We start from the raw sequence: 22,939 nt of genomic DNA, 5'->3' as shown, positions 1-22,939 counted from the left end.
CCGGCCGTTGCGTCAACGACTGCGCCGGCCATCCAGAAAGTGGCTTGCGTCGCGCAGGTAGGCCGAGCGTTGCGCGCTGCGCAGCGCCAGGCACTGCGCACGGGCGTCGGTACTGCCGCCATCGGACAGCCCCGCGCAGAAGGCGTTTCGGTATCGGATCCAGGTGCGCTGGGCCTGTACGAGCGCCGTCTTCGGCGCACCGGAAATCGCATCGCGCAAGGCGCCATAGTGCGCATTCAATTCTGCATCCCAGGTCTTTTGCAGAAACGGCCACGGACTGTGTCGGATGCTGTCGTTGTCTGCCACGTCGTCCGGATAGAGCGTGGGCTGATCTGCAGCCGTGCGATTGCCGCCAGACGCCGTTTCCAGCGCCACGCCCAATTCGAAGTTTCCGCGCTGCGGTTGATTGGAGCGGTAGTGCACCCACAGGTATTGTGCGGCGCTGCGAGGGAGGTTCGGTGCCGTTTGCTGGGCAATCACGGTGACCGGCATGCTGTCTTCTTCCACCGTCACGATGCGCCAGCAAACACCCTTGGGGCAATCCTTGTCGCTGTAAACATTGGGTAACGCGGTTCCATCATCCAGATTGCTTTCGGCGCTTTCGTCGTTCACGCGCAGAACGAGTCGTACCTCCGGCCACATGGCCAGATCGACCGCTTCAAGTTCGGCACGGAAAAAACCCTCCGCGTGCGCCCAGCCGCAACTCAACATCATCAGCATGCAGGCGATCAAGGCACGACTGCTCATTTGCCGCTCCCGAGCCGGGCCTGGGCCAATGCATCGACTTGCATGCGGATATGTTCGTAGCGGCAGCCGTCGGCGTCATCCAGCCCCGCCGCGACCTCGAACTGGCAGTCGCGGTCGCTCATTGCGGACCACAGTTCGGGCAGGGCCTGTTGGTCTTGTTCGGGTGACATGCGGCGTTCGGCAACGCTCAAGCGTTGCTCGGCAAGCGGCAACAGGTATGGCCAGGGAGAGGCCGCGATACTGGCCACCGGTACATTCTCGAGCGCGATGCGATCGCGGCCTGGATGAATGGGCGCCGCGTCGACCACGCCGTTACGCGTGATGCGCATCAGAGACAGCGTCACGGGTGCTTGCTGGGCCGGCTCGCCTGTGGCGCGATATACCAGCCACAGATACTGCTTGCGCAACTGATCCAGATCGACCACCGTCTTTTGCTGCAGAACGGCTAACGCCTGGCCGTCTTGCGTCAGACTCACACGCCAGCAAGCGCGCTTGGGGTCGCCGGGCGTGAAGCAGTCGAACGGGTTCAGCGGATTGGGGAGATTGGTGTCGTCGCTCGGGCTGTGTTCACCAGAGCCATCCACATCGGTGATGTGCAACATGACGGCAACATCCGGCCACCGGCTGCTGTCCTGCGCCAGCACGTCGGCGGTGAGCCAGGGGCGGTCGGCGGCGCCGGCATGGGTGCAAACAAGGATGAACAACGCGCTGGCCAGGCCTTGGCGCATTGCCCGCTTACCTTCTGCGAAACGGGTCCGGATCATGTCGAAATCGGCAACGGCTTTGAATGTGATTCGGCGCCGTTGCCGCAGCGGCCGGCAGCGCCGTGCCGCCCACAGCGGGAAGGCAGGCGCAGCATAGTGATGCGCCGTGCAGAAGTCCGGTTTCGTTATGTTCGGTAACGAGATCGCCTGTGCGATCGCATGGTAGGCCGTGATCGGTCGCAGGTGGCGGGGATCAGGCAATCAATCCTGATGCGAGTTCGCCGTGTGGCGGGTGGAGAGCAGTCCTGTCGGCGGCTTCCAGTGGTCTGATCCGGGGTCGTCGTTCCAGGGAAAAAGCAGTCCCTGTTTTTGCTCCTGCAGCGCACGATTCAGAATGACCTGGGCATGCCGGAGGTTTTGCGTTGCGCGCGCGAACGTGGCGTATTGCTGCGATGCGAGCGGCGCCGATTTATACACTTCAAACTGCCGAAAAGTTGCGGCGGCATCCTTGAGATGCTCGAACGCTTCGTCTAGGTTCATGAGTGGCCCCCGTGGATTGGGTGCTGGGCTTGTCGAGCCGGGAAGCTAAGATATCAAGCCCGTACGTTTCTTGGATTTGTTTTACGTTTTGGATTGAAACTGACCTGAAACTGACGGATTGCTGCCTGTGACGTCGATTTCAATATCGATTTCGAGGCCCTATTGATGCCCCATATTGATGTCGGTATCGATGCCGGTATCGATGCCGGCAAAGAGGGCGGCGCCGCTCTCGATCGGCGGGCCTTAGCGCGGCTGCACCAGATGTTCGCGGCGATAGGCTTCAGGTTCGCCGCTGAGCTTTTCGGCCATGTTGACGATCCGATGATGCACATCGTACTCAGATCCCAGCGCCCAAAACATGACGGCAACCCCGCCGATCAGCACCAAGGCAGCCCGGGTGCGCATGCCGGCCTCGACCGGCCATTGGCGCCAGCCGTAGGCCGCAACGAGGCTACCCAGCGCGAAGCCCACCACGCTTTCGGAGATCGAGTGCGCGACGGTCATGACGCGCGACTGCGCAATCAACAGGGCCAACGCAAAGCCGGCCAGCAGGAGGTATCGCGCCAGTCGCGGCGAGTGCCCCATGCCCAGGCCATAGCCGAGCAAGGGATAGATCGCCGCCGACAGCATCGCGTGGCCGCTGATGCCGGTGAAATTGAGAGCGGGCGAGCCCAGGCCCCATCCCATGAACGCGAGCTTGGTCGCGACGACCAGTCCTGCCGCACAGGCAACCGCCAGGAGCCAGCGGCGCACCGCAGGCCGGGCGTGATGTTCGGCGCAGGCAAAGGTGACCAACGCGGTGGGGAGCAGGAGCTTGGAGTCGCCCAGGGCGCCCAGCAGATGCCATGGCATCGCAATGTCCTTGGGGTGAGAGTGCTTCGGTTTTAGCACTCGCAGGTGGCAGCCCGCCATCGGGCATAGTGACGGCACCGCCATCCGACGGTTGGGCACAGCAGATGCCCGCATGACGCCGAACTCAACCTTTGGGACGGTAATCATGAACAGGCGCACGGCACGAACGGTAGTCATCACAGGGGCATCCAGCGGCATCGGCCGGGCGACGGCCATCGGCTTCGCCCGCCGCGGCATGAATGTGGTGCTGGCAGCGCGCGATGAGGCGGCATTGGATGTTGTGCGACTGGCCTGCCGGGCAGCAGGGGGCGATGCGCTGGTCGTGCGTACCGACGTGACCGATCCCGATCAGGTGTCGGCACTCGCCAGCGAGGCGATCGGTGCGTTCGGTCAGATCGATATCTGGGTGAACAATGTGGGCATCGGCGCCGTGGGGGCATTCGAAGAGGTGCCGGTCGCCGCACACAAACGGGTGATCGAGGCCAATCTGCTCGGTCACATGTACGGCACGCATGCGGTCCTGCCGCACTTTCGGCGACGCCGGCGCGGGATTCTGATCAATATGATTTCGCTCGGCGGCTGGACTGGCGCACCCTATGCTGCAGCCTATTCGGCCAGCAAATTCGGGCTGCGGGGATTTTCGGAGTCGATCCGGGCCGAGGTGTCCGACATGCCCGGCATCCAGGTATGCGAGGTGTATCCCACTTTTGTGGATACCCCGGGCGTGGCACATGGCGGCAACTACACCGGCAAGTATCTGGCCCCGCCGCCGCCGATGCTGGACCCGCGCGAAGTGGCGCATCGGGTGGTCGAACTCGCCTACCGCCCGCGTGCGTCCACGTTGGTGGGCGGCATCGCCTGGCCGGTGCGGCTGGCGCATAGCGTGGCCCCCGATGTGTCGGCCAGGATCACGCGCATATTGATGGACATCGGTTTTCGGCGTGCCAAGCGTGCGCGCAACACGGACGGCAATCTGTACGCGCCTTCGGCCGGGCACGCTGTGGATGGCGGCTTTCGCGAGGCGGCCCGCAAGAAGGGCAGTCCGCTGAGAGTGGGGGCTCTGGCCATGGTGGCGTTCGCCGCCTGGCGGGTATTGCGGTGACCGCGCAACCCGCTGCCGAAAATCGATGACCGAAAAAAGCCCGATCGCTCGGGCGTTTTCTTCATGCGTTCAGGGCGTGCGCTGCCATGACGCGAGCGATCAGCGACTCGGCGCCGTATCGTGACTGGGAAACACCGTTTCCGGCGCGACCTTTTTTGCCAGCGTGTTGACCATGGCGTAGTTGGAGTTGATGTTGGTCAACACCGTGCGGGCGAATCCTCTGACGTCCAGGTCGATCGACCGTTCGGCCGTGCGTTTGAAGCTTTCGAATCGTTCGAATTGAAAGCTCCCGCCGACATGCTTGAGGAAGGCGACGTCGAAATCCTTGCCTTTCAGGGCGCCGAGGGTCTTGAGATGGGCCTGTTGCTCGGGCGTGGGCGCCGCCGGAAGCGTCACATTCTTCTTGGCGGCCAGGCGCTTGAGCGTGTCGTCAATGCGCTTGGTGTCCTGAATCGTGAGGGTCGCGTAATTCTTCACGCCGCTGTCATCGGCGCGGTCGGCGGCCAATTCGCTGGCCTGAATGCTGTATTGCCCGCCTTGCGATGCCTGTTGAAGAAATTTGGCATCGGTGGCGTTGAGGGTTTCGGCTGCGAATGCCGGCAGATGCACGCACAGGACGGCGGCAGCGACGAGGGCGGTTCGGGGGGTAAGCAGGGACAATTTCACAGGCGAGCCTCGTGGATAGGATAGCCAGGCGATTGGCAACTTGCGTGCCCACCGGCGCCGTGTAGGGACGACGTGTTCAGCCGCATGCGGCGGACGCCATTACCGATGACGGCCGGGCAACGGTGGCCGCGTCGCTTCGGAACGCCGGCAATGCTGTAACGCTCAGCCTGACGCGGTTTGCTTTACTACGGCTGCGTGCCCTGTGCCGGCGCGTGCTTTCCTTTGAGACGTGTGCCGCGCCGATCGTGTGCTGCGTGTCGATTCATCACCCTGGAAACCGACCTCGATCATGACCCCATCTCCCGCCCTCGCTTTGACGGTAAAGGCCCGCATCTTCGCAGGCTTCGCGCTGATTCTGCTGCTGATGATGGCGCTTACTGCGATCGGCATCGTGCGCGTGAACACCATTTCCTCCAGCCTGACCACGATCGGCGATGTCAACAGCGCGAAGCAGCGCTACGCGATCAATTTTCGTGGCAGCGTCCACGACCGTGCGATTCTGCTGCGCGATCTGGTGTTGGTGGGCGACAGCGAACTCGCTGGCACGCTGGCGAGCATCGATCTGCTTGCTTCCGACTACGCGCGATCAGCCAGCCCGCTCGACAGCATCACCAGCCAGTCACCCGCAGCGGGCACTGACGAGCGCGAGATTCTCGCGTCGATCAAAGAGACCGAGGCGCGCACGCTGCCTATCATCAAGCAGGTCGTGGCGCACCGCCAGGCCGGCCGGGCCGACGAGGCGCAAACGCTGATGCTCGACCAAGCGCGGCCCGCGTTCATCGAGTGGCTGGCACGCATCAATCGGTTCATCGACCTGCAGGAGTCGCTCAATCAGCAGGAGGGCGCCGCGACGCGCGCCGTTGCAAGCGGATTTCAAACGCTGATGATCGCCATGTGCCTGGCGGCGTTGCTGGTGGGTGCTGTGGTCGGCACGCTCATTACGCGCTCACTGCTGCGATCGTTGGGTGGGGAGCCTGGCCAGGCGCGGGCTGTGGCGCAGGGCATCGCGGCCGGCGACCTGACCATGCCGATCCCGCTCAAACGCAACGGGGAGACCAGCGTGATGTCTGCCATGCGGGACATGCGGGACAGCCTGTCGACCATGGTTCGCCGCGTGCGTGGCGGCACGGACGAGATGGCGGCCGTGTCGAGCCAGATCGCCGAAGGCAACCAGGATCTGGCGGCACGCACGGCGCTTCAAGCCAGTGCCTTGCAGCAGACGACGTCTTCGATGGAAGACCTCACGGCCATGGTCAAGCAGAACGTCGAGAGCGCGCGACAGGCGAACGAACTGGCGCACACCACTTCCAATGCTGCCGTCAAAGGCGGCGACGTGGTGGGGCAGGTCGTGGTCACCATGCAGTCGATCAGCGAGTCCGCGCGCAAGATCTCCGACATCATCGGCGTGATCGACGGCATCGCGTTCCAGACCAATATCCTGGCGCTGAACGCCGCCGTGGAGGCCGCGCGGGCGGGCGAGCAGGGTCGCGGGTTTGCCGTGGTGGCGTCGGAAGTGCGGGGGTTGGCGCTGCGCTCCGCAAACGCGGCAAAGGAGATCAAGGCATTGATCGTCGACTCGGTCGACAAGATCCAGGCGGGCAATCGGCTAGCGACCGAAGCCGGCAGCACGATGGGCGATCTGGTGGGCCGGGTGGCGCGGGTGACCACGATCATGGGCGAAATCACGCAGGCCAGCCAGGCGCAAAGCGAGGGTATCGAACAGGTCAATCGCGCGATCGGCGAGATGGATCACGTCACCCAGCAGAACGCGGCGCTGGTGGAAGAAGCCGCCGCAGCGGCAAGTGCATTGCAGGCGCGCGCGGCCGAGCTGGCGACGCTCGTGTCGGTGTTCAAGCTGAGTGCCGTCGATCAACGTGGCGAGGCGCCCGAGATGGCCGTGCCGCTCGCGCCGCTTGCATTGTGTTGATCGGAATCCCTATCTCCCGATCGACAAGGTTTTCGGCATGGCGGCGCGCATGATCTCGATGAACGTGCGAAGTTTGGCGGGGTAATAGCGTGCGTAGGGATACACCACGCTTACCGGAAGCGGCGCGGCATGCCAGTCGCGCGCAATCTGTACGAGTTTGCCGCTGGCGATGTCTTCATTGAGCAGCCACGCCGAGCCCGCGCACACGCCCAACCCGGATATCGCCGCGCTACGCAGGGCGTAGAGGCTGTCGGTACTCATGCGGGGCTTGAGTGAGAGGCGATGCGCAATGCCGCTTTGCGCATGGGTGAGCGTGATCTCGTTGCGATAGAAGGTATGCAACGCCAGCCAGGGATAGCGCGCCAGTTCGGCGGCGTGCGCCGGCACCGGTGCGTCGCCCAACAAGGACGGCGCGGCCACCACGATGCGCGGAATCTCACCCATCCGGATCGCGACGACGTCGGGGTCGACAATGTCGCCCACCTGAATGGCGCAGTCGATACCGTCGGCGATGAAGTCGGGCGTGTGGTCGTGCAAAAGCCACTCCACCGTCATCTGCGGATAGGCGTTCAGATACGTCGCCAGCGGATACACCAATTGTTCCTGACCGAAGGCGTGCGGCACGATGACGCGCAGCGTGCCTGCCGGTTCGTCGCCCGTACCGCGCAGATCGGCTTCGAAGGCTTCCCAGCTGGCCAGTAGCGCCTTGGCGCCGGTAAAGCAACGCTCGCCTTCTTCCGTCAATTTCATGGCATGGGTTGACCGCTGCAGCAGGCGCGATCCCAGCGATCGTTCGAGGGCCTGCAGGCGGCGGCTGACGGTGGGCTGGGTGGTGCCCAGTTGCTGGGCGGCGGCGGACAGACTGCCAGCTTCAACGATACGCACGAAGGTCTGCATCAACTCGATCCGGTCGGCGTTGATGGGTGTGGGCGAGGCGACACCCGTTGCAATCCAAGGCGCTTTTGTCATACGTAAGACGTATAACACTTGTTCGGGTCATGCGCCTACCGCAATGCATCATCCAGGAGGAAACTGCCGCGTCACCTCTTTGATCGAGCGATAGCCATGTCATCCACCTCCGCCTTACATACACCCGTTGCATCGCCAACCGGCCTTTCACTCCCGCTGACGCTTCTACTGGCGGCCGGCGCCGGCTTGGCCGTGGCATCGCTTTATTACAGTCAACCGATGCTGGGCGTGCTGGGGGCCGACATCGGCGCGTCGGATCAGGCGGTGGGCTTTGTGCCTACGCTCACGCAGCTGGGCTATGCGATGGGTATCCTGCTGCTGGCGCCTTTGGGCGATCGCTACGATCGCCGCCGCATCATCCTGATCAAGGCGGCGGTGCTGGTGGCCGCACTCCTGGCCGGCGGCGCGGCACCGGGTATCGGTATGCTGCTGGCCGCCAGCCTCGCCATCGGCTTATCGGCCACGCTGGCCCAGGATATCGTGCCGGCGGCCGCCACGCTGGCTCCCGAAGCGCATCGAGGCAAGGTGGTGGGCACGGTGATGACAGGGCTGCTGCTGGGCATCCTGCTCTCACGCGTGGTGAGCGGATTCGTGGCCGAGCATTTCGGCTGGCGCGCGATGTTCATGGGCGCGGCGGTGAGCATTGCATTGATCGGCCTGGCCGCCGCGCGCGGTTTGCCGCGGTTTCAGCCGACCACCCAACTCGCCTATTCGGCACTATTGGGGTCGCTGGGCCAGTTGTGGCGCAGGCACTCGGCGTTGCGCCGTGCGGCGTTGTCGCAGGGGTTGCTGTCGGTCGGCTTCAGTGCGTTCTGGTCGACGCTGGCTGTGATGTTGCACGGCGAACCGTTTCATCTTGGGAGCGCTGCCGCCGGCGCATTCGGTCTGGCGGGCGCGGCCGGCGCCTTGGCCGCACCGCTCGCTGGACGCATCGCCGATCGCCGCGGCCCAGAGCTCGTCACCCGTTTGGGCACCGGCCTGGCGGCCGTGTCGTTTGCGCTGATGTTGTTGTCGCCGCTTTTTTCGGTGCCGTCGCAGATCGTCTTGATCGTGATCAGCGCGATCGGTTTCGATCTGGGCATTCAGGCGTCGCTGATCGCCCATCAGTCCATCGTCTACAGCATTGAGCCCGGCGCGCGCAGCCGGTTGAACGCGGTGTTGTTTGTGTTGGTATTTGTGGGTATGGCGGTGGGGGCGGCGCTGGGCAGCATACTGCTGGCCCAATGGGGCTGGATGGCGGTGGGGGCCCTCTCCACCGCTGCGGCGTTGGGCGCGCTGGCTGTGCGCCTGTGGCCGAGCCGCCAGGTCGCTTACTGACGCGGACGCCGCACCAGCGTCGACTTGCCGAAAATGCTTTCGACCATCTCCACCGCCATCACGGCGGTCTGGTTGCGCACATCCAGCGCGGGGTTGAGTTCGACGATATCGAGCGAACCGACCCGGCCGCAGTCGGCGATCATTTCCATGCACAGCTGCGCTTCGCGATAGGTCGGGCCGCCGGAAACGGTGGTGCCCACGCCAGGGGCGAACTGCGGATCGAGAAAGTCGACGTCGAAGCTCACGTGCAAATGCGTGTTCTCGTCGACGTTTTCCAGCGCCTGCGTCATCACCTCGCGCATGCCGAGTTCATCGATGGCGCGCATGTCGAAGACTTCGATGCCCGCGTCGTGAATGAATTCTCGTTCGCCGTCGTCCACGCTGCGAATGCCCACCTGGCGCACTTGTTCGGGCGTGATGGCCGGTGTGTGGCCGCCGATCGAGGTCAGCAGATCGACGCCGTGACCGCACAGCACAGCCACCGGCATGCCGTGCGTATTGCCGCTCGGGGTGAGCATGCTGGTATTGAAGTCGCTGTGCGCATCCAGCCACAGCACGCGCAAGGTTTTGCCGGTGTCGCGGCAGTGGCGCGCGGCGGCGCTGACCGAGCCTATGCCCAGGCAATGGTCGCCACCCAGCATGATGGGCAGGCGATTGGCCTGCAGTTCGGCATACACGGCGTCGTGCACGGCCACGTTCCAGGCGGCTGTTTCCTGCAGATGACGAAAGCCATCCACCGGCGGCAGCCACGGATTGAGGGGGCCGCTCAGATCGCCCCGGTCTTCCACGTGCAGCCCGCGCCGCAGCAACGCCTCAGTCAGGCCGGCCACGCGCAGGGCTTGTGGGCCCATCGAGGCGCCGCGCACGCTGGCGCCCACATCGGTGGGCACGCCGATCAGCGATACGCCGTCGTAAGAGAGAGGAAGGGTCATGGCTTCAGACGTCTAAAGAGTGCGAGCATAGCGTCAATAGCCGCGCGCCGGATCGACCGCCGCGTGCAGCGGCAGACCGGCATCCAGGCGGCGCACGTTATCGAGTACCTGGCCGACGATGGCATCGTCATCGGCGACCGCCGCAATGTGTGGAGTAACGATCAGATTGGGGGCGTCCCACAGGGGGTCGGTGGCGGGCAAGGGCTCCTGTGGAAACACGTCCACCAGGGCACCGCGCAGTTGTCCTGAACGCAGCGCGGATTGAATATCCGTTGCGTTGAGATGTGCCCCGCGGCCGCAGTGGATCAGCGTCGCGCCGTGCGGCAAGGCGTCGAATACGGTTCGATCCAGAATGCCGGCGGTATCCGGCGTGAGCGGGAGCAGGCAGACCAGGGTGTCGACCTGTGCCAGAAAGGCATCGCGTTGTGCGTCGCCGTGATACATCGCGACGTTGGGAAGCGTCTTGGCCGACCGCGACCAACCGCTCACCCGAAAGCCTGCATGCGCAAGCAGCGTGGCCACATGCGCGCCCAGCACGCCCACGCCCATGATGCCCACCGTGCAGGACGACGCTGGCCGCTGCGATACGCGGCGCCAGGTTTTGCCGGCCTGATCGCGCAGCATCGCATCGAACTGGCGGTGAAAATGCAGGGCACCCCAGAGCACGTACTGCGCCATGCTGTCGGCCAGATCCGGGTCGACGATGCGGCATACATGCACGTCGGGCAGGCCGGCATACTCGAGGATGTTGTCGGCGCCGGCGCCGATGCTGTGCACCAGCTTCAGATTCGAGAACGGGTCAAGCGAACCGGGCGCGGGCCGCCACGATACGACCACGTCCACCGTGGCGGGATCGCCCAACGTGTCGGCGTCGACGATGCGCCACCCCGGCGCGCGGACGGCGGCCAGCGCCGCCAGGCGGGGCAGGTCGCGGCTTTGGCCGACGAATGCAATGGTGCCGGTGCGTGCGGTCATGCGCGGTAGTCCTCGTCGATGAGGCGCAGGGCAGCCGCCCACGCGAGTTGGTTGATGGCATCGGCGGCGTCGTCCACATACTGGGCGGCCGTCTTGCGGCAGACGGCTTCGGGCGGCACGCGCAGTTTCGCCCCGCCGGCCTGGGCCTGGATCTGTGCCTTGCACGCCGCCTCGAGAAAATAGATTTCGTGAAAGGCCTCGGCCGCGCTCGGCCCGCCCACGAGCAATCCATGATTGCGCAAGATCATGGCGCGGTTCGATCCCAGGTCGCGCACCAGCCGTTCGCGCTCGCCCAGGTCGAGCGCAATGCCTTCGTAGTCGTGATAGCTCAAACACCCGTAAAACTTGAGGGCGTGCTGGCTGATGGGCAGCAAACCCTCTTCCTGCGCGGACACGCCGATTCCGGCTGCGGTGTGGGTGTGAATCACGTAGTTCAGGTCCGGCCGGGCATGATGGATGGCCGAGTGGATGGTGAAACCGGCCGCATTCACATCGCGGTCCGACACGGCGACAGCGTTATCGCACCGCTTGCCGTCGTGGTCGATTTTGATCAGGTCGGACGCCCGCATATCCTTGAACAACACGCCGTAGCGATTGATCAGAAACCGATTGGGCTCGCCCGCCACGCGCGCCGTGATGTGCGTGTCGATCATGTCGGTCATGCGGAAGTGCGCGATCACGCGATACAGTGCGGCCAGTTCGCAACGGGTGTGCCATTCGGCTGGCGAGACATCGATGGGCGGGGCAGCGAATGCGGCAGTAGTCATGCAACGGTTCCGATAAAAGGATTGCGCCCGCAACAGGGCGGGCGCAGCAGGCAGGGGCGGCTAACAGCAATCGACGGTGCTTATTTGCCTTGATTCAGTGCGGCATCGTAACGCGTGAAGCCGAGGTCGTATTTCTTCAGCAACGCATCGTACTCGCCGTTGGCCTGCAACGTTCTGATGGCGGCCAGGATGGCATCGCGCACCTCCGGTTCTTTCTTCGACACCGGGATGCCCGTGACGGTGGCCAGGAACGGATCGCCGATCGTGAGATAGGTATTGGGCTCGAGCTTCTTGAAGTAGGGCATGGTTTCGCTGCCCTGCACGCCCGCATCCAGACGGCCGGACTTCAATTGCGCCCGCGCATCCACCGAGCCTTCCGTACCCACGACCACGACGGCGGGCGCGCCCCGGGCGACGCAGTTGGCCTGGCTCCAGGTTGCGATCTGCGCGGGCCAGGTGGTGTTGCGGCTGGCACCCACGCGTTTGCCGCACAGGTCGGGCAAGGCGCGGATATTGGCTGGCGCGGTGCTGAGCGTGTAGAACTGGGCGCCGGTGAGCAGATAATCGATGAAGTCGGCACTTTGCTGCCGCTCCGGGGTATCGGTGATCGCGACCATCGCCATATCGACACGACCCGTGGCGAGCGAGCTGAACACCTGCGAAAAACTGGTTTCCTGCCACTCGACCTTCACGCCGAGTTGCTTGCCGATGGCGTTGCCGAGTTCGACATCCAGGCCGGTGAGCTCGCCGGTTTCGATATTCTTGTAGGCCAGCGGCGGATAGTTGGGATTGGTGGCGATGACCAGCTTGCCGGCTTTCTTCAACCGCTCCGGCGTATCTGCGGCGTGGACGGTGGCGTTCAGGCCCACGGCGCACGCCAGCGCGACCCATGCGAGTGTGTTCGAGCGCTTCATTGTTTTCCCCTTGTACGAACGTTGTTGAAAGGCAATCGTTGAATTCGCGCCATCACAGCACGGCGGCGATGAACGCCTGTGTGCGGCGCTCTTGCGGATGAACCAGTATCTGTTCGGGCGTTCCCGTTTCCACCACCATGCCGGCGTCCATGAAGACCACGCGGTTGGCCACTTCCCGCGCAAAGCCCAATTCGTGCGTGACGACGATCATCGTCATCCCGGACTTTGCCAGATCGCGCATCACGGCGAGCACCTCGCCGACCAGTTCGGGGTCGAGCGCCGACGTGGGCTCGTCGAACAGCATCAGCTTCGGTTTCATCGCCAGGGCGCGGGCGATCGCGATGCGTTGCTGCTGGCCGCCGGACAGCTCGCTCGGATAGGCATCGGCTTTGTGCGCCAGGCCCACCCGCGCCAGGAGCGCCATGGCCTCCTCCTTCACCTCGCGTTTGGGCCGGCGCTGCACGACCACCGGTCCTTCCATCAGGTTTTGCAGCGCGGTCATATGGCCGAAAAGATTGAAGCGCTGGAAGACCATGCCGCTGTTCAGGCGTTGGCGCGCGATATCGGCATCGCTCAGGCGGCGCAGGCTGTTGCCGGTTTGCTTGAAGCCCGAGAGTTCGCCGTCGATCCACACCGCACCGTTATCCACCGTTTCGAGTTGGTTGATGCAACGCAGAAATGTGCTTTTGCCCGAGCCGGAGGGGCCGATGATGCAGACGACCTCACCGGCCGCGACCTCCACATGTACGTCCTTGAGCGCTTGAAAGTCGCCGAAGTGTTTGGAGACGCCATGCGCCACCACCATTTTTTGTGCGTGCTGCATCATGCCTCCCGTCCGCCGGCGGGGCCGCTGGCCCCTGGTGTCAGGGCAGGCGACGCCATGCCCGATGAGGTGTTGTCGATCGGGCCGACCGTGCGCTTGCGGGCACGGCCCTGCGCAAAAGCCTTTTCGAGAAAGTGCTGTCCGATCGAGAACAGCGTCACCACGAACAAGTACCAGATGGTGGCGACGATCAACAATTCGATCACGCGGCCGTTGGCGAAGTAGATGGTTTGCGCGTTGTGCAGGATTTCAGAGAACTGGATCACGCTCGCGACCGAGGTCAGCTTGATCATGCTGATGACTTCATTGCCCACGGGCGGGATGATGACGCGCATCGCTTGCGGCAACACGATGCGGCGCAGCGCGGTCAGGCGCGTCATGCCGATGGCTTGCGCGGCTTCGATCTGACCGTCGTCCACAGAGAGAATCCCGCCGCGCACGACTTCGGCCGTATAGGCACCCTGGCCGATGCCCAGGCCCAGCAACGCGGCCATGAAGGGGGTGATCAGATCGACCGTGCGCATCTCGAACCCGGGTACGCCCAGAGTGGGAAAGATCAGCGCGAGGTTGAACCACAGCAGCAGTTGCAACAGCAGCGGCGTGCCACGGAAGAACCAGATATAGAACTTCGCGACGGCGCGCACGACGGGATTGGGCGACATGTACATGATCGCAAAGAGCACCCCCAGCACGATGCCGAGCGTCATGGCGTATACCGTCATGGCGAGCGTATTGACCAAGCCTTGCAGGATCACCTTGGCGGTAAGAAAGCGCGCCACGATGGGCCACTCGATCTGGCCCTGCGCGAATGCCTTGATGATGAACGCGAAGATGACCACGATGACGGCGATCGATACCCAGCGGCCGTAATGCAGTTTGGGAATCACGCGCAGATGATCGATGGCGTACGGCGACCGGCCGTCCGCCTGGGAAAGAGGGCGTTGCGGGGTCATGTCAGTTCCTTTTCGCCATGGGGCCGTCGTAGGAAGCGGCCCACACCGATTGCGTGTGCACCACATGGCGCAGGCGGCTGATCTGCATGCTGACCTGTGCGGTGGCCGTGCCGCCATAGCCGCTGCGCGCCTCGATAGCCGACTCCAGCGTGAGCTGCGCCAGTACGCCTTCGCCCAATCGGGGGTCGACGCGGGCCAGATCGTCGGTCGTCAAGCTCTCGAGATCCTTGCCGTGTTCTTCGCAATACTTGACGAGCGCGCCGGTGATTTCATGGGCGGTGGCAAACGGCACGCCTTGGCGAGCGAGCCAATCCGCCACTTCGGTGGCCAGCGTAAAGCCCTTGCCGGCATCGTGGCGCACGCGTGCGGCATCGACCTTCATTGTGCGGATCATCCCCGCCATGGCCGGCAGGATCTTGTGCAGCGCATCGATCGCGTCGAAGGTGGTGTGCTTGTCTTCGGCCAGATCGCGGTTGTAGGCCAGGGGCAGGCCTTTCAGCGCGATCAGCATCGTGTTCATGGCGCCGATCAGGCGGGCCGCGCGGCCGCGCGTGAGTTCGGCGATATCGGGGTTTTTCTTTTGCGGCATGATCGAGCTGCCGGTGGAGAAACTATCGTCCAGCCGCACCCAGTTGAACTGATACGAACTCCACAAGGTGACCTCTTCGCACAAGCGGGAGAGATTGACCCCCAACATGGCGGCGGCAAACAGGAACTCGGCCACATGGTCGCGGCTGCCCACGGCATCGATCGAATTTTCACAGGGGCTGTCATAACCCAGCTCGGCCGCAGACAACTCCGGGCTCGTGACGATGGCCGAGCCCGCCAAGGCCGCGGCACCCAGAGGCGAGCGGGCATTGCGTCGGTCCCAATCCATCAGCCGCGAGACGTCGCGCGAGAAGCCCTGAGCGTGCGCGAGCAACTGATGCGCGAAGAGCACCGGCTGCGCGGCCTGCAGATGCGTGAACCCCGGCGCGATCGTGGTCAGATGGGTTTCGGCCTGAGCGATCAGCGCCTGCTGTAGTGCCAGCAGCGCCTGCACCAGCTGCCGTGCTTCCACGCGCAGATAGAGCTTGAGATTGTTGGCCGCCTGATCGTTGCGCGACCGGCCGGCGCGCAGCTTGGCGCCCACATCGCCCAAGCGCTCGACCAGCAGTCGTTCCATGAACGTGTGCACATCTTCGTCGCCCGGCACGGGCAGCAGCTCGCCGGCGGCAACGCCTGCGCGCAGGTCGTCGAGCGTGCTCACGATGGCATCGCGCTCGGCGGGGGTGAGCAAGCCGGCGCGCCCCAGCTCGCGCGCATGGGCTTGCGAGGCGACGATGTCGAAGGGCGCCAGGCGGAAATGGCTGGCATCGCCACGCGACAGGGTCATCAGGGCGTCATCGGGGCCGGATCGAAAGCGGGCGCCCCACAATCGGGTGTCTTGCGTCATCGTGAAATTCCTCTTGCGTCTTGTTGGGGGCGCCGGCCTCTGCGTGCCGGTCGTGCCTGATCGGTGGGTATGGCGCGCGCAGTGCGTGGTTGGGCGCTCGGGCGCGGCTTACCCGGGTTACAACGGCCGGCCGTCAGGCGCGGCAGTCCACACCCGGAAACACACACAGTATTTCGTAAGCGAGGTTGGCGGCCAAGAGCGCCGTGGCCGAGCCTGCATCGTAAGGCGGGCTCACTTCGACCAGATCGGCGCCCACGATATCGAGGCCGCGCATGCCGCGAATGATTTCCAGCGCTTGCGGCACCGTAAGGCCGCCGATCTCGGGGGTGCCGGTGCCCGGCGCATAAGCGGGGTCGATGCCATCGATGTCGAAGGTGAGATACACGGGGCCTGCGCCCACGCGCGCGCGCACTTCTTCCATCAGTGGGGTGAGCGAGCGGTTCCAGCATTCTTCCGCCTGTACGACGCGAAATCCCTGGCGGCGGCACCAGTCGAAGTCGTCGGCCTCGTACCCCGTGCCGCGCAGCCCGATCTGCACAACGCGATTGCAATCGAGCAGGCCTTCTTCGACGGCGCGCCGAAAGGGCGTGCCATGCGCAATCTTCTCGCCGTTCATGGTGTCGTTCACATCGGCGTGCGCGTCCACATGCACCAGACCCACGGGGCCGTGTTTGCGATGGATGGCACGCAGGATGGGCAGGGTCATCGTGTGATCGCCACCCAGCGCGATGGCCTTGCAGTCGGCATCGAGAATGCGGCGATAGCCTTGTTCGATCTTGGCGACCGAGTCGAGCAGGCTGTAGGGATTGGTGGCGATATCGCCCAGGTCGCCCACGTTCAGGCAGTCGAAGGGCGCGGCGCGCGTGGCCATGTTGTAGGGGCGGATCATCACCGATTCGGCGCGGATCTGGCGCGGGCCGAATCGGGTGCCGGAGCGGTTCGAGGTGCCCACGTCCAACGGCACTCCCACGAAGCCAATATCGAGTGGCGCCGGATCCACGCAATGCGGCAGACGCATCATCGTGGCGATACCGCCAAACCGCGGCATCTCGTTGCCGCCCAGCGGCTGGTTGAAAGGGGTGCCCATGCGTCGCTCGCCTCGCTCGAAATCGTATTGCGGAGCATTGAGTCTAGCGATGGCCGGGTCGCGAAACTATACTCATCTGACGATGATCACATCGATGTGAATCAATGTAATGGCGAGAATATTAGGGTTTCTACCATGATCAGCAATGTTTCCGATTTGGATATCCGATTGATCCGAATCTTTCTCGCCATCGTCGAAGCCAACGGCATCTCGGCGGCCCAATCCAAACTCAATGTGGGCCAGTCCACGCTCAGCACGCAACTCAATACGCTGGAAACGCGCCTGGGATTCCGTCTCTGCGATCGCGGACGGGGCGGCTTTCGGCTCACGGCCAAGGGCGAGAAGTTCGCGGTTTCGGCCCATCGCCTGCTCGATGCGTTGACGGAGTTCGGGCTGGAAACGCAGAGCATGGAAAAGAAGCTGGTGGGCACGCTGCACATCGGGCTGATCGGCCATATTCCCGCAGGCGACAACACGCGCTTGAGCGGGGCGATCCGCTTGTTCAGGCAGCGCGACGAGGCGGTGCGCCTGAATCTGATCGTGCGTTCGCCCAATGAGCTCGAGGAAATGCTGCTCAACGGCAATATCCAGATCGCCATCGGCTACTTCTGGCGGCGCGTGGCCAGCTTGCGCTATACGCCGTTGCTGGTCGAGCGGCAGGTCGCGTATTGCGGGGCAGGCCACCCGTTGTTTGCCGCGGCGGGCGAGGTGGATCCCGACGTGGCCGCGGCACACAACTGGGCCTGGCGCGGTTATCCCACGCCGAAAGGTCATCCCCAGATTCCCCAGCGCAACATCACGGCGGTCACCAGCAATATGGAAGCCATGTCGATCCTGATTCTTTCGGGGCAGCATCTGGGCTACCTGCCGGAAGAAGTGGGCGAGTATTACGTGGCGCGCGGCGAGATGGCGGCGCTCAACCCCAGGAAGATGTCGTATCGGGTGACCATCCACGTGGTCACGAGCCATGAGGCGGAAGACCGCGAGATGGTGGCGGCGTTTTTGAGTGACCTCACCGCGGTGCAGCCCGATCCCGCGCGCGTCGGCCGGCAACGGGTGCCGCGCGCGGCGTAACGAATGCGCGTGCCGATCGTCCCCGCGCAAGGTATTCTCTGACGGACCAAAAGGGGACGTCATGGCCAGACTCGTGCTGTTGCTCCTGGGCGCGGATTACATGCGCCAGCGTTGGCGCGGGCTATTCATCACCGGGTGCGTCTGGCTCCTCGCCGGCATCGTCATCTTCATCGATGCGCTGGATGGCGCCCTGTATTTCCCGATCGAATTTTTCGCCTATCTCTTCTTGATCGAGGGGCTGGCGACGCTGGTCATTGCGACCACCGGTGTGGGCGGACAGCGCGTGCTGCGTTTCACCAAGGGCACCTTTGCCGTACTGGCCGCTGCGCTGATTCTGGCGGGTCATCACCATGGACACTTCGTGTTGTCGATGATCTTCGGCGCGCTCTTTCTGGCCGATGGCCTGTCGCAGTGCGTGGCAGCGTATGTGGTCGCGTTTCCGCGGTGGCGTCAAACCTTCGCGGCGGGTGTGGCGGAAATTCTGTTGGCGATCTTCTTCTTTCAGCCGTATCCCACCGATTATGTGGGCACGCTGCCCTACTGTCTGGGGCTCTTTCTGATGCTCGCCGGCGTGAAGCTGATCATGTTGGCGCGCCGGGTTAGAGGGCTGGTGGCCACGCCTTCACTGGATGCCGGCCAGGCAGGTGCGATTGGACCCGAGCGGCTGGTCTCGACGACTGAACCGTCGATCGCGCCATCATGGTTCGACGGCCCGCCTGGCGACCACGACCGCGCCTTGACCGTGCATGTGTGGACGCCTACGGGATCGTCCAAGGCGCCTACCGTGCGGCACCGCGTGATCGACCGCTATATCGCTGCGATCGACGTGAATGGCGTGATCTCCACTGGCCACGCCGCCCTGGAAACGCCTGAAGGCATCTACATCAGCCTGTATCCGGACGCCGATATCGATCGGTCGCCGGATCAGTTCGGCCGCACGTTGCGGGCCACGCCCGACAACAATGTGCCGGGGCAATATCAGCCGAGCTATGCCATCGAGTCGGTGACGTGGTGCCCCTCCACCGTGCGCGTGCGCATCCGCAATTACAACGCCGAAGCGCTGGCGCGCTTCTGGTCCGAGTATCGGCAGGACGCCACCTACAACCTCACCTATCGCAACTGCTCCAGCTCGGTGTCGGCAGCGCTGGAGGCGGCGCTGGACGGCGCTTTCGGGCGGCTTTACGGCAAGCGAGCCGGATGGCGCGCGTTCGTACGCCTGCTGGCGACACCGGAATTGTGGGTCGCGTCGCAGATCCGCAAGCGCGCCACCACGATGGCCTGGACGCCAGGGCTCACACTGGACTATGCCCGGGCGATGAGCATGCTGGCCGATCCGCGGCCGTTCGGGTGGTGGACGATGTGGCATGGCACGATCGGCCGCATGCGGGCGCTGCGGCGCCAGTGGCGCAAGCAGGACGCCGCCGCCCCTGCCGCCGACCTCCCGCCGACCCCTGATCCCCGTGCCATCGACATAATCAAAACAAATATGGAAGATAAATAATTAGAATTTTTCTTATGAGTGGGTGCGGCGTATAACCGTTGCACCGGTGGCCCGTCAGCGGCTGCCGGGCATCGCATGGACCATACGAGGAGATCCAGACATGAGGGGAAAACCATTGGCGAGCGGGCATCAACCCGTGCGCGCGTCCACCGCCGCATTCGTCGGCACAATGATCGAGTGGTACGACTTTTATATTTATGCCACGGCTGCCGCTCTGGTGTTCGGCAAGCTCTTTTTCCCGTCGGTCGACGGGTTCTACGGCACGTTGGCGGCGTTCGGCACCTTTGCCGTGGGGTTCTTCGCCCGTCCGTTGGGCGGCGCGGTGTTCGGCCATATCGGCGACAAGATCGGGCGCAAGAAGTCGCTTGTGATCACGTTGCTCATGATGGGCACCGTCACGGTGCTGATCGGCTTGTTGCCCACCTACGCCGTGATCGGTGTGTGGGCGCCGATTCTGCTCGTGCTGCTGCGCTTCATCCAGGGCATTGCCGTGGGGGGCGAGTGGGGCGGTGCCGTGTTGATGGCCGGCGAACATTCGCCCGATGCCAGGAAGCGCACCTTCTTTGCCTCGTTCGCGCAGATGGGCAGCCCGGCTGGGTTGATTCTGTCCACCTTGATGTTCAAGCTGGTCACCGGCATGGACGACGCGGCATTCCTGGATTGGGGCTGGCGCGTGCCGTTTCTGTTCAGCGCCGTACTGGTACTCGTGGGCTTTGTGATTCGCCTGAGCGTGAATGAGTCGCCCGATTTCGTGAAGGAACAGGCCAAGCAGGCCACCCAGGTCAAGGCGGCGCAAACCCCGCTGATGGAAGTGCTGCGCGGTGCGCCAAAATTGCTGGTGCTGACGGTGTGCGCCAACGTGCTCGGTATCGCCGGTTTCTATTTCACCAATACCTTCATGATCGCGTACACCACGCAGTATGTGGGGTTGGATCGCGCGGTGATCCTGAACTGCCTGCTGGTGGTGTCGATCATGCAGTTCTTCATCACACCGCTGTCGGCCTACGTGGCCGAACGCGTGGGCAACCGGTGCTTCCTGATCACCACGGCGTTCATTTCGATGTTCACGCCGTACGCCATGTTTACGCTGGTCGACCAGGGCACGCTGGGCGCGATTACCTTGGGTGTGGGGTTGTCCGTGTTGTTCCTGGGCGCGTATTACGCCGTGATTGCAGGCTATGTAAGCGACGCTTTCCCCACGCGCATCCGCTACACCGGTATTTCGATGGCATATCAATTGTGCGGCGCGATCTTCGGCGGGCTCACGCCGATCCTCGGCACGATCCTGGCCGAAAACTTCAAGGGCCAGTGGTGGCCGCTGGCCGTGCTGTTTACCGTCATTTCGTTGCTGTCGCTGGTCGCGGTGGTGTTGTTGAAGCAGGGCGATCACGCCTCGCACGATGCGCAGCCGACGGCGCGCGCGTGAGTCTCACCAAGGAGCTGTACGCATGAAAGCTTTTTTTCACGCCGATCAATCGTTGCATCATCCTCAAACGTATCTGTCGCGCGGCAAGATGCGTACGCCCCAGGAAGTGCCGTCTCGGCTCGACGCCCTGGTGCAGGCGGCACGCGCGCTCAGGTTCGATGTGCAGACGCCGCCCGATGCTGGCGCCGCAGCGCTGTCGGCCGTGCATTCGCTGGATTACCTGCGCTTTCTGCAGGAGGCGCACACGCGCTGGATGGCGTTGCCGGACGATTGGGGCAACGAAGTGATCTCCAATATCTTCGTGCGCGAGCCCAATGCATTGCGCGGGGTGCTCGCGCAAGCGGCGCGACATCTGGCCGACGGCAGTTGTCCGGTGGGACCGGATACGTGGACGTCCGCCTATTGGTCGGCGCAATGCGCAGTGGCCGCGGCCGACGCCGTGGCGGCCGGCGACCGGCAGTCATACGCGATCTGCCGCCCGCCCGGTCACCATGCCCGTCGCGATGCTGCCGGCGGCTTCTGCTATCTGAATAACGCCGCCATCGCCGCCGAGCGCTTGCGCGGCACGTTCAAGCGGGTGGCCATTCTCGATACCGATATGCATCATGGCCAGGGTATTCAAGAAATCTTCTACGAGCGTGACGACGTGCTGTATGTGTCGATTCACGGCGACCCCGAAAACTTCTATCCGGTGGTCGCCGGCTTCGAAGACGAGCGTGGGGCGGGCGCGGGCTATGGCTACAACATCAACCTGCCCATGCCGCACGGTTCGCCCGAGTCGGTGTTCTTCGATCGTCTGGCCGAAGCCAACCGCGCCATCACGTTGTTTCAGCCCGATGCGCTGGTGCTGTCGCTAGGCTTCGATATCTTCGAAAAGGACCCGCAGGCGATGGTATCGGTAAGCGCCGACGGCTTCGAGAAGCTGGGCCATGCCGTGGGCGCCTTCGATCTGCCCACGGTGATCGTGCAAGAGGGCGGCTACTATATCGAAGGTTTGGAAGACAACGCGACGCGCTTTTTCGGCGGGTTGAGCGCCGCCGGCAAGACGGCAGGGTAACGCCGCGGCGCGCACGACGCCGGGAGCGCGCACCACGCCGCGCTCCCGGCGTTGCGGGCGCTTCCGCCACCCGCCGCCACCGCTTCGAGTTATGCCGCCCACTTCATCCCGATCGACTCCCGCCGTCACCGTCGCGCCCGAGCGCATCGACTGGAATCTGCTGCGCACGTTCATGTTCGTCGTCCAGGAGCGCGGGGTGGGGCGCGCCGCGACGGCGCTGCATCTCAGCCAGCCGGCCGTCAGCCAGGCGCTCAAGCGGCTCGAGGACGCAGTCGGCGGGCAACTGATCTTTCGGCGTCATGCCGAGTTCCGCCTCACCGGGCTGGGCGAAGAGATCTACGCCATCGCCCGCGAAATGTACGGCACGGTCGCGCGCATCGATGGCGCGGTCGCCGATCCGGGCGGCACGATCGCGGGATCGGTACGATTGATGTTGATGAGCCGGGTGCACAGCCCGGCGTTCGACGAGTTTCTGGCGCAGTTTCATCGCCGATATCCCAAGGTGGAATTTGCCCTTGAGGTGATGCAAAGCGCGGCGGTGCTCAACGCCTTGTCCAAACGCACGCCTGCCTTCGGCATCTGCCTGTGCCGCCAACCGGTACCGGGGCTGGAGCGCCGGCTTTTCTTGCGGCAGCGCTATACCGCAGTGTGCGGGCGCCATCATCCGTTGTTCGGCAAACGTCAGGTCTCGATCGAAGACATGCGCGATCAGAGTTTCGTCTGCTTTTCGAGCGACCAGATCGGCGACACGCTTTCGCCGCTCACGATCTTCCGCGATCAGCAGGGCTTCACAGGCCGCATCGTGGGCGCTTCGTCGAATATCGAAGAAATCCGCCGGATGGTGATCGCCGGCATGGGCCTGAGCTTTCTGCCCGAGCACATGATCCGGCGCGATGTGCTGGAGGGCGACCTGCGCCGTCTGCAGCCGGATCACTGCGTGGCCGAGATGGATGTGTTTCTCGTGTGGCACGGCGCGCGCAAGCTCGCGCCTGCCGAACACACTTTTTTGAGCGCTTTCGAGCGTTTATTGCGCCGCACGCCCCTGGATTCGCGCGCTGGCTGATTGGACGTATCTCTGTTCTCGAGCGTGGTTCGTGTGCAACAATGAGACTTGCCCGTTGCGTGCGTCGTACCCGGTGTCCTGTCTGAAGGAACGCTGCGTGGTGATGCC

The 22,939-nt window shown here is 63.9% G+C and carries 22 protein-coding genes; 8 read left to right on the top strand and 14 right to left on the bottom strand.

Annotated features, from left to right (window positions below; all coding sequences use genetic code 11):
- Positions 1-12: 12 nt before the first annotated feature.
- The 4 genes from EYW45_RS01565 to EYW45_RS01550 form a co-directional block, all read right to left on the bottom strand.
- On the bottom strand, positions 13-747 hold the full coding sequence (locus tag EYW45_RS01565) for a lysozyme inhibitor LprI family protein (RefSeq protein WP_161133616.1): 735 nt from the start codon (positions 745-747) through the stop codon (positions 13-15).
- Positions 744-1,475 carry a hypothetical protein gene (locus EYW45_RS01560; RefSeq protein ID WP_161133615.1) on the bottom strand — a complete coding sequence of 244 codons (732 nt, stop codon included), beginning with the start codon at positions 1,473-1,475 and terminating at the stop codon, positions 744-746. Before EYW45_RS01560 ends, EYW45_RS01565 begins: the two co-directional genes overlap by 4 nt.
- A gap of 237 nt (positions 1,476-1,712) precedes the next feature.
- The gene (locus tag EYW45_RS01555; protein WP_161133614.1) at positions 1,713-1,991 is read right to left on the bottom strand and encodes a hypothetical protein; all 279 of its coding nucleotides are present in this window, start codon (positions 1,989-1,991) and stop codon (positions 1,713-1,715) included.
- 243 nt (positions 1,992-2,234) lie between these two features.
- Positions 2,235-2,843 (bottom strand): phosphatase PAP2 family protein, encoded by a 609-nt coding sequence (locus EYW45_RS01550; protein ID WP_161133613.1) that lies wholly within the window; start codon positions 2,841-2,843, stop codon positions 2,235-2,237.
- A 145-nt stretch (positions 2,844-2,988) separates the two neighbouring features.
- On the opposite strand from EYW45_RS01550, the gene EYW45_RS01545 reads away from it, so the two are divergent.
- Positions 2,989-3,945, top strand: coding sequence for an SDR family oxidoreductase (locus tag EYW45_RS01545; RefSeq protein ID WP_235938745.1), 957 nt, complete (start codon positions 2,989-2,991; stop codon positions 3,943-3,945).
- Positions 3,946-4,044: 99 nt separating this feature from the next.
- Here EYW45_RS01545 and EYW45_RS01540 read toward each other — a convergent pair whose 3' ends face one another.
- On the bottom strand, positions 4,045-4,611 hold the full coding sequence (locus EYW45_RS01540; protein WP_161133611.1) for a DUF4142 domain-containing protein: 567 nt from the start codon (positions 4,609-4,611) through the stop codon (positions 4,045-4,047).
- A gap of 289 nt (positions 4,612-4,900) precedes the next feature.
- On the opposite strand from EYW45_RS01540, the gene EYW45_RS24785 reads away from it, so the two are divergent.
- Positions 4,901-6,538: a methyl-accepting chemotaxis protein gene (locus tag EYW45_RS24785; protein WP_161133610.1), complete on the top strand. Its 1,638-nt coding sequence runs from the start codon at positions 4,901-4,903 to the stop codon at positions 6,536-6,538.
- 9 nt (positions 6,539-6,547) lie between these two features.
- Here the strand turns inward: EYW45_RS24785 and EYW45_RS01530 are convergent, their stop codons facing one another.
- Positions 6,548-7,507: a LysR family transcriptional regulator gene (locus EYW45_RS01530; protein WP_202444532.1), complete on the bottom strand. Its 960-nt coding sequence runs from the start codon at positions 7,505-7,507 to the stop codon at positions 6,548-6,550.
- A gap of 96 nt (positions 7,508-7,603) precedes the next feature.
- On the opposite strand from EYW45_RS01530, the gene EYW45_RS01525 reads away from it, so the two are divergent.
- Complete coding sequence (locus EYW45_RS01525; protein ID WP_161133609.1) at positions 7,604-8,824, top strand: MFS transporter; 1,221 nt, start codon at positions 7,604-7,606, stop codon at positions 8,822-8,824.
- On the opposite strand, the gene rocF is transcribed toward EYW45_RS01525, so the two are convergent.
- From rocF to speB, 8 genes are all read right to left on the bottom strand, one after another.
- Positions 8,818-9,756 carry an arginase gene (gene rocF, locus EYW45_RS01520; protein WP_161133608.1) on the bottom strand — a complete coding sequence of 313 codons (939 nt, stop codon included), beginning with the start codon at positions 9,754-9,756 and terminating at the stop codon, positions 8,818-8,820. The genes EYW45_RS01525 and rocF overlap by 7 nt on opposite strands.
- A 33-nt stretch (positions 9,757-9,789) precedes the next feature.
- Positions 9,790-10,731: a 2-hydroxyacid dehydrogenase gene (locus tag EYW45_RS01515; protein WP_161133607.1), complete on the bottom strand. Its 942-nt coding sequence runs from the start codon at positions 10,729-10,731 to the stop codon at positions 9,790-9,792.
- Positions 10,728-11,498, bottom strand: a complete 771-nt coding sequence (locus EYW45_RS01510) for a class II aldolase/adducin family protein (protein WP_161133606.1) — start codon at positions 11,496-11,498, stop codon at positions 10,728-10,730. Before EYW45_RS01510 ends, EYW45_RS01515 begins: the two co-directional genes overlap by 4 nt.
- Positions 11,499-11,578: 80 nt before the next feature.
- On the bottom strand, positions 11,579-12,412 hold the full coding sequence (locus EYW45_RS01505) for an ABC transporter substrate-binding protein (RefSeq protein WP_161133605.1): 834 nt from the start codon (positions 12,410-12,412) through the stop codon (positions 11,579-11,581).
- A gap of 52 nt (positions 12,413-12,464) precedes the next feature.
- Positions 12,465-13,238 (bottom strand): amino acid ABC transporter ATP-binding protein, encoded by a 774-nt coding sequence (locus EYW45_RS01500; protein WP_407924890.1) that lies wholly within the window; start codon positions 13,236-13,238, stop codon positions 12,465-12,467.
- Positions 13,235-14,188 (bottom strand): amino acid ABC transporter permease, encoded by a 954-nt coding sequence (locus EYW45_RS01495; RefSeq protein ID WP_161133604.1) that lies wholly within the window; start codon positions 14,186-14,188, stop codon positions 13,235-13,237. Before EYW45_RS01495 ends, EYW45_RS01500 begins: the two co-directional genes overlap by 4 nt.
- Position 14,189: 1 nt before the next feature.
- Positions 14,190-15,623: an argininosuccinate lyase gene (gene argH, locus EYW45_RS01490; protein ID WP_161133603.1), complete on the bottom strand. Its 1,434-nt coding sequence runs from the start codon at positions 15,621-15,623 to the stop codon at positions 14,190-14,192.
- Between the two features lie 133 nt (positions 15,624-15,756).
- Complete coding sequence (gene speB / locus EYW45_RS01485; protein WP_161133602.1) at positions 15,757-16,710, bottom strand: agmatinase; 954 nt, start codon at positions 16,708-16,710, stop codon at positions 15,757-15,759.
- Between the two features lie 135 nt (positions 16,711-16,845).
- On the opposite strand from speB, the gene EYW45_RS01480 reads away from it, so the two are divergent.
- The 5 genes from EYW45_RS01480 (at position 16,846) to EYW45_RS01460 (ending at position 22,831) form a co-directional block, all read left to right on the top strand.
- The gene (locus EYW45_RS01480; RefSeq protein ID WP_161133601.1) at positions 16,846-17,784 is read left to right on the top strand and encodes a LysR family transcriptional regulator; all 939 of its coding nucleotides are present in this window, start codon (positions 16,846-16,848) and stop codon (positions 17,782-17,784) included.
- Positions 17,785-17,845: 61 nt separating this feature from the next.
- Positions 17,846-19,285, top strand: coding sequence for an HdeD family acid-resistance protein (locus EYW45_RS01475; protein WP_161133600.1), 1,440 nt, complete (start codon positions 17,846-17,848; stop codon positions 19,283-19,285).
- Between the two features lie 100 nt (positions 19,286-19,385).
- Positions 19,386-20,711 carry an MFS transporter gene (locus EYW45_RS01470; RefSeq protein WP_161133599.1) on the top strand — a complete coding sequence of 442 codons (1,326 nt, stop codon included), beginning with the start codon at positions 19,386-19,388 and terminating at the stop codon, positions 20,709-20,711.
- A 22-nt stretch (positions 20,712-20,733) separates the two neighbouring features.
- Entirely contained in the window at positions 20,734-21,768 is a 1,035-nt protein-coding gene (locus tag EYW45_RS01465; protein ID WP_161133598.1) for a histone deacetylase family protein, read from the top strand.
- Positions 21,769-21,859: 91 nt separating this feature from the next.
- Positions 21,860-22,831 (top strand): LysR family transcriptional regulator, encoded by a 972-nt coding sequence (locus EYW45_RS01460; protein WP_161133597.1) that lies wholly within the window; start codon positions 21,860-21,862, stop codon positions 22,829-22,831.
- The last annotated feature ends 108 nt before the right edge of the window (positions 22,832-22,939 follow it).

The organism is Schauerella aestuarii, from assembly GCF_009866805.1.
Lineage (GTDB): Bacteria > Pseudomonadota > Gammaproteobacteria > Burkholderiales > Burkholderiaceae_B > Schauerella > Schauerella aestuarii.
Note: the sequence above shows the minus strand (reverse complement) of the source record. Positions and strands in the feature narration are given on the sequence as shown.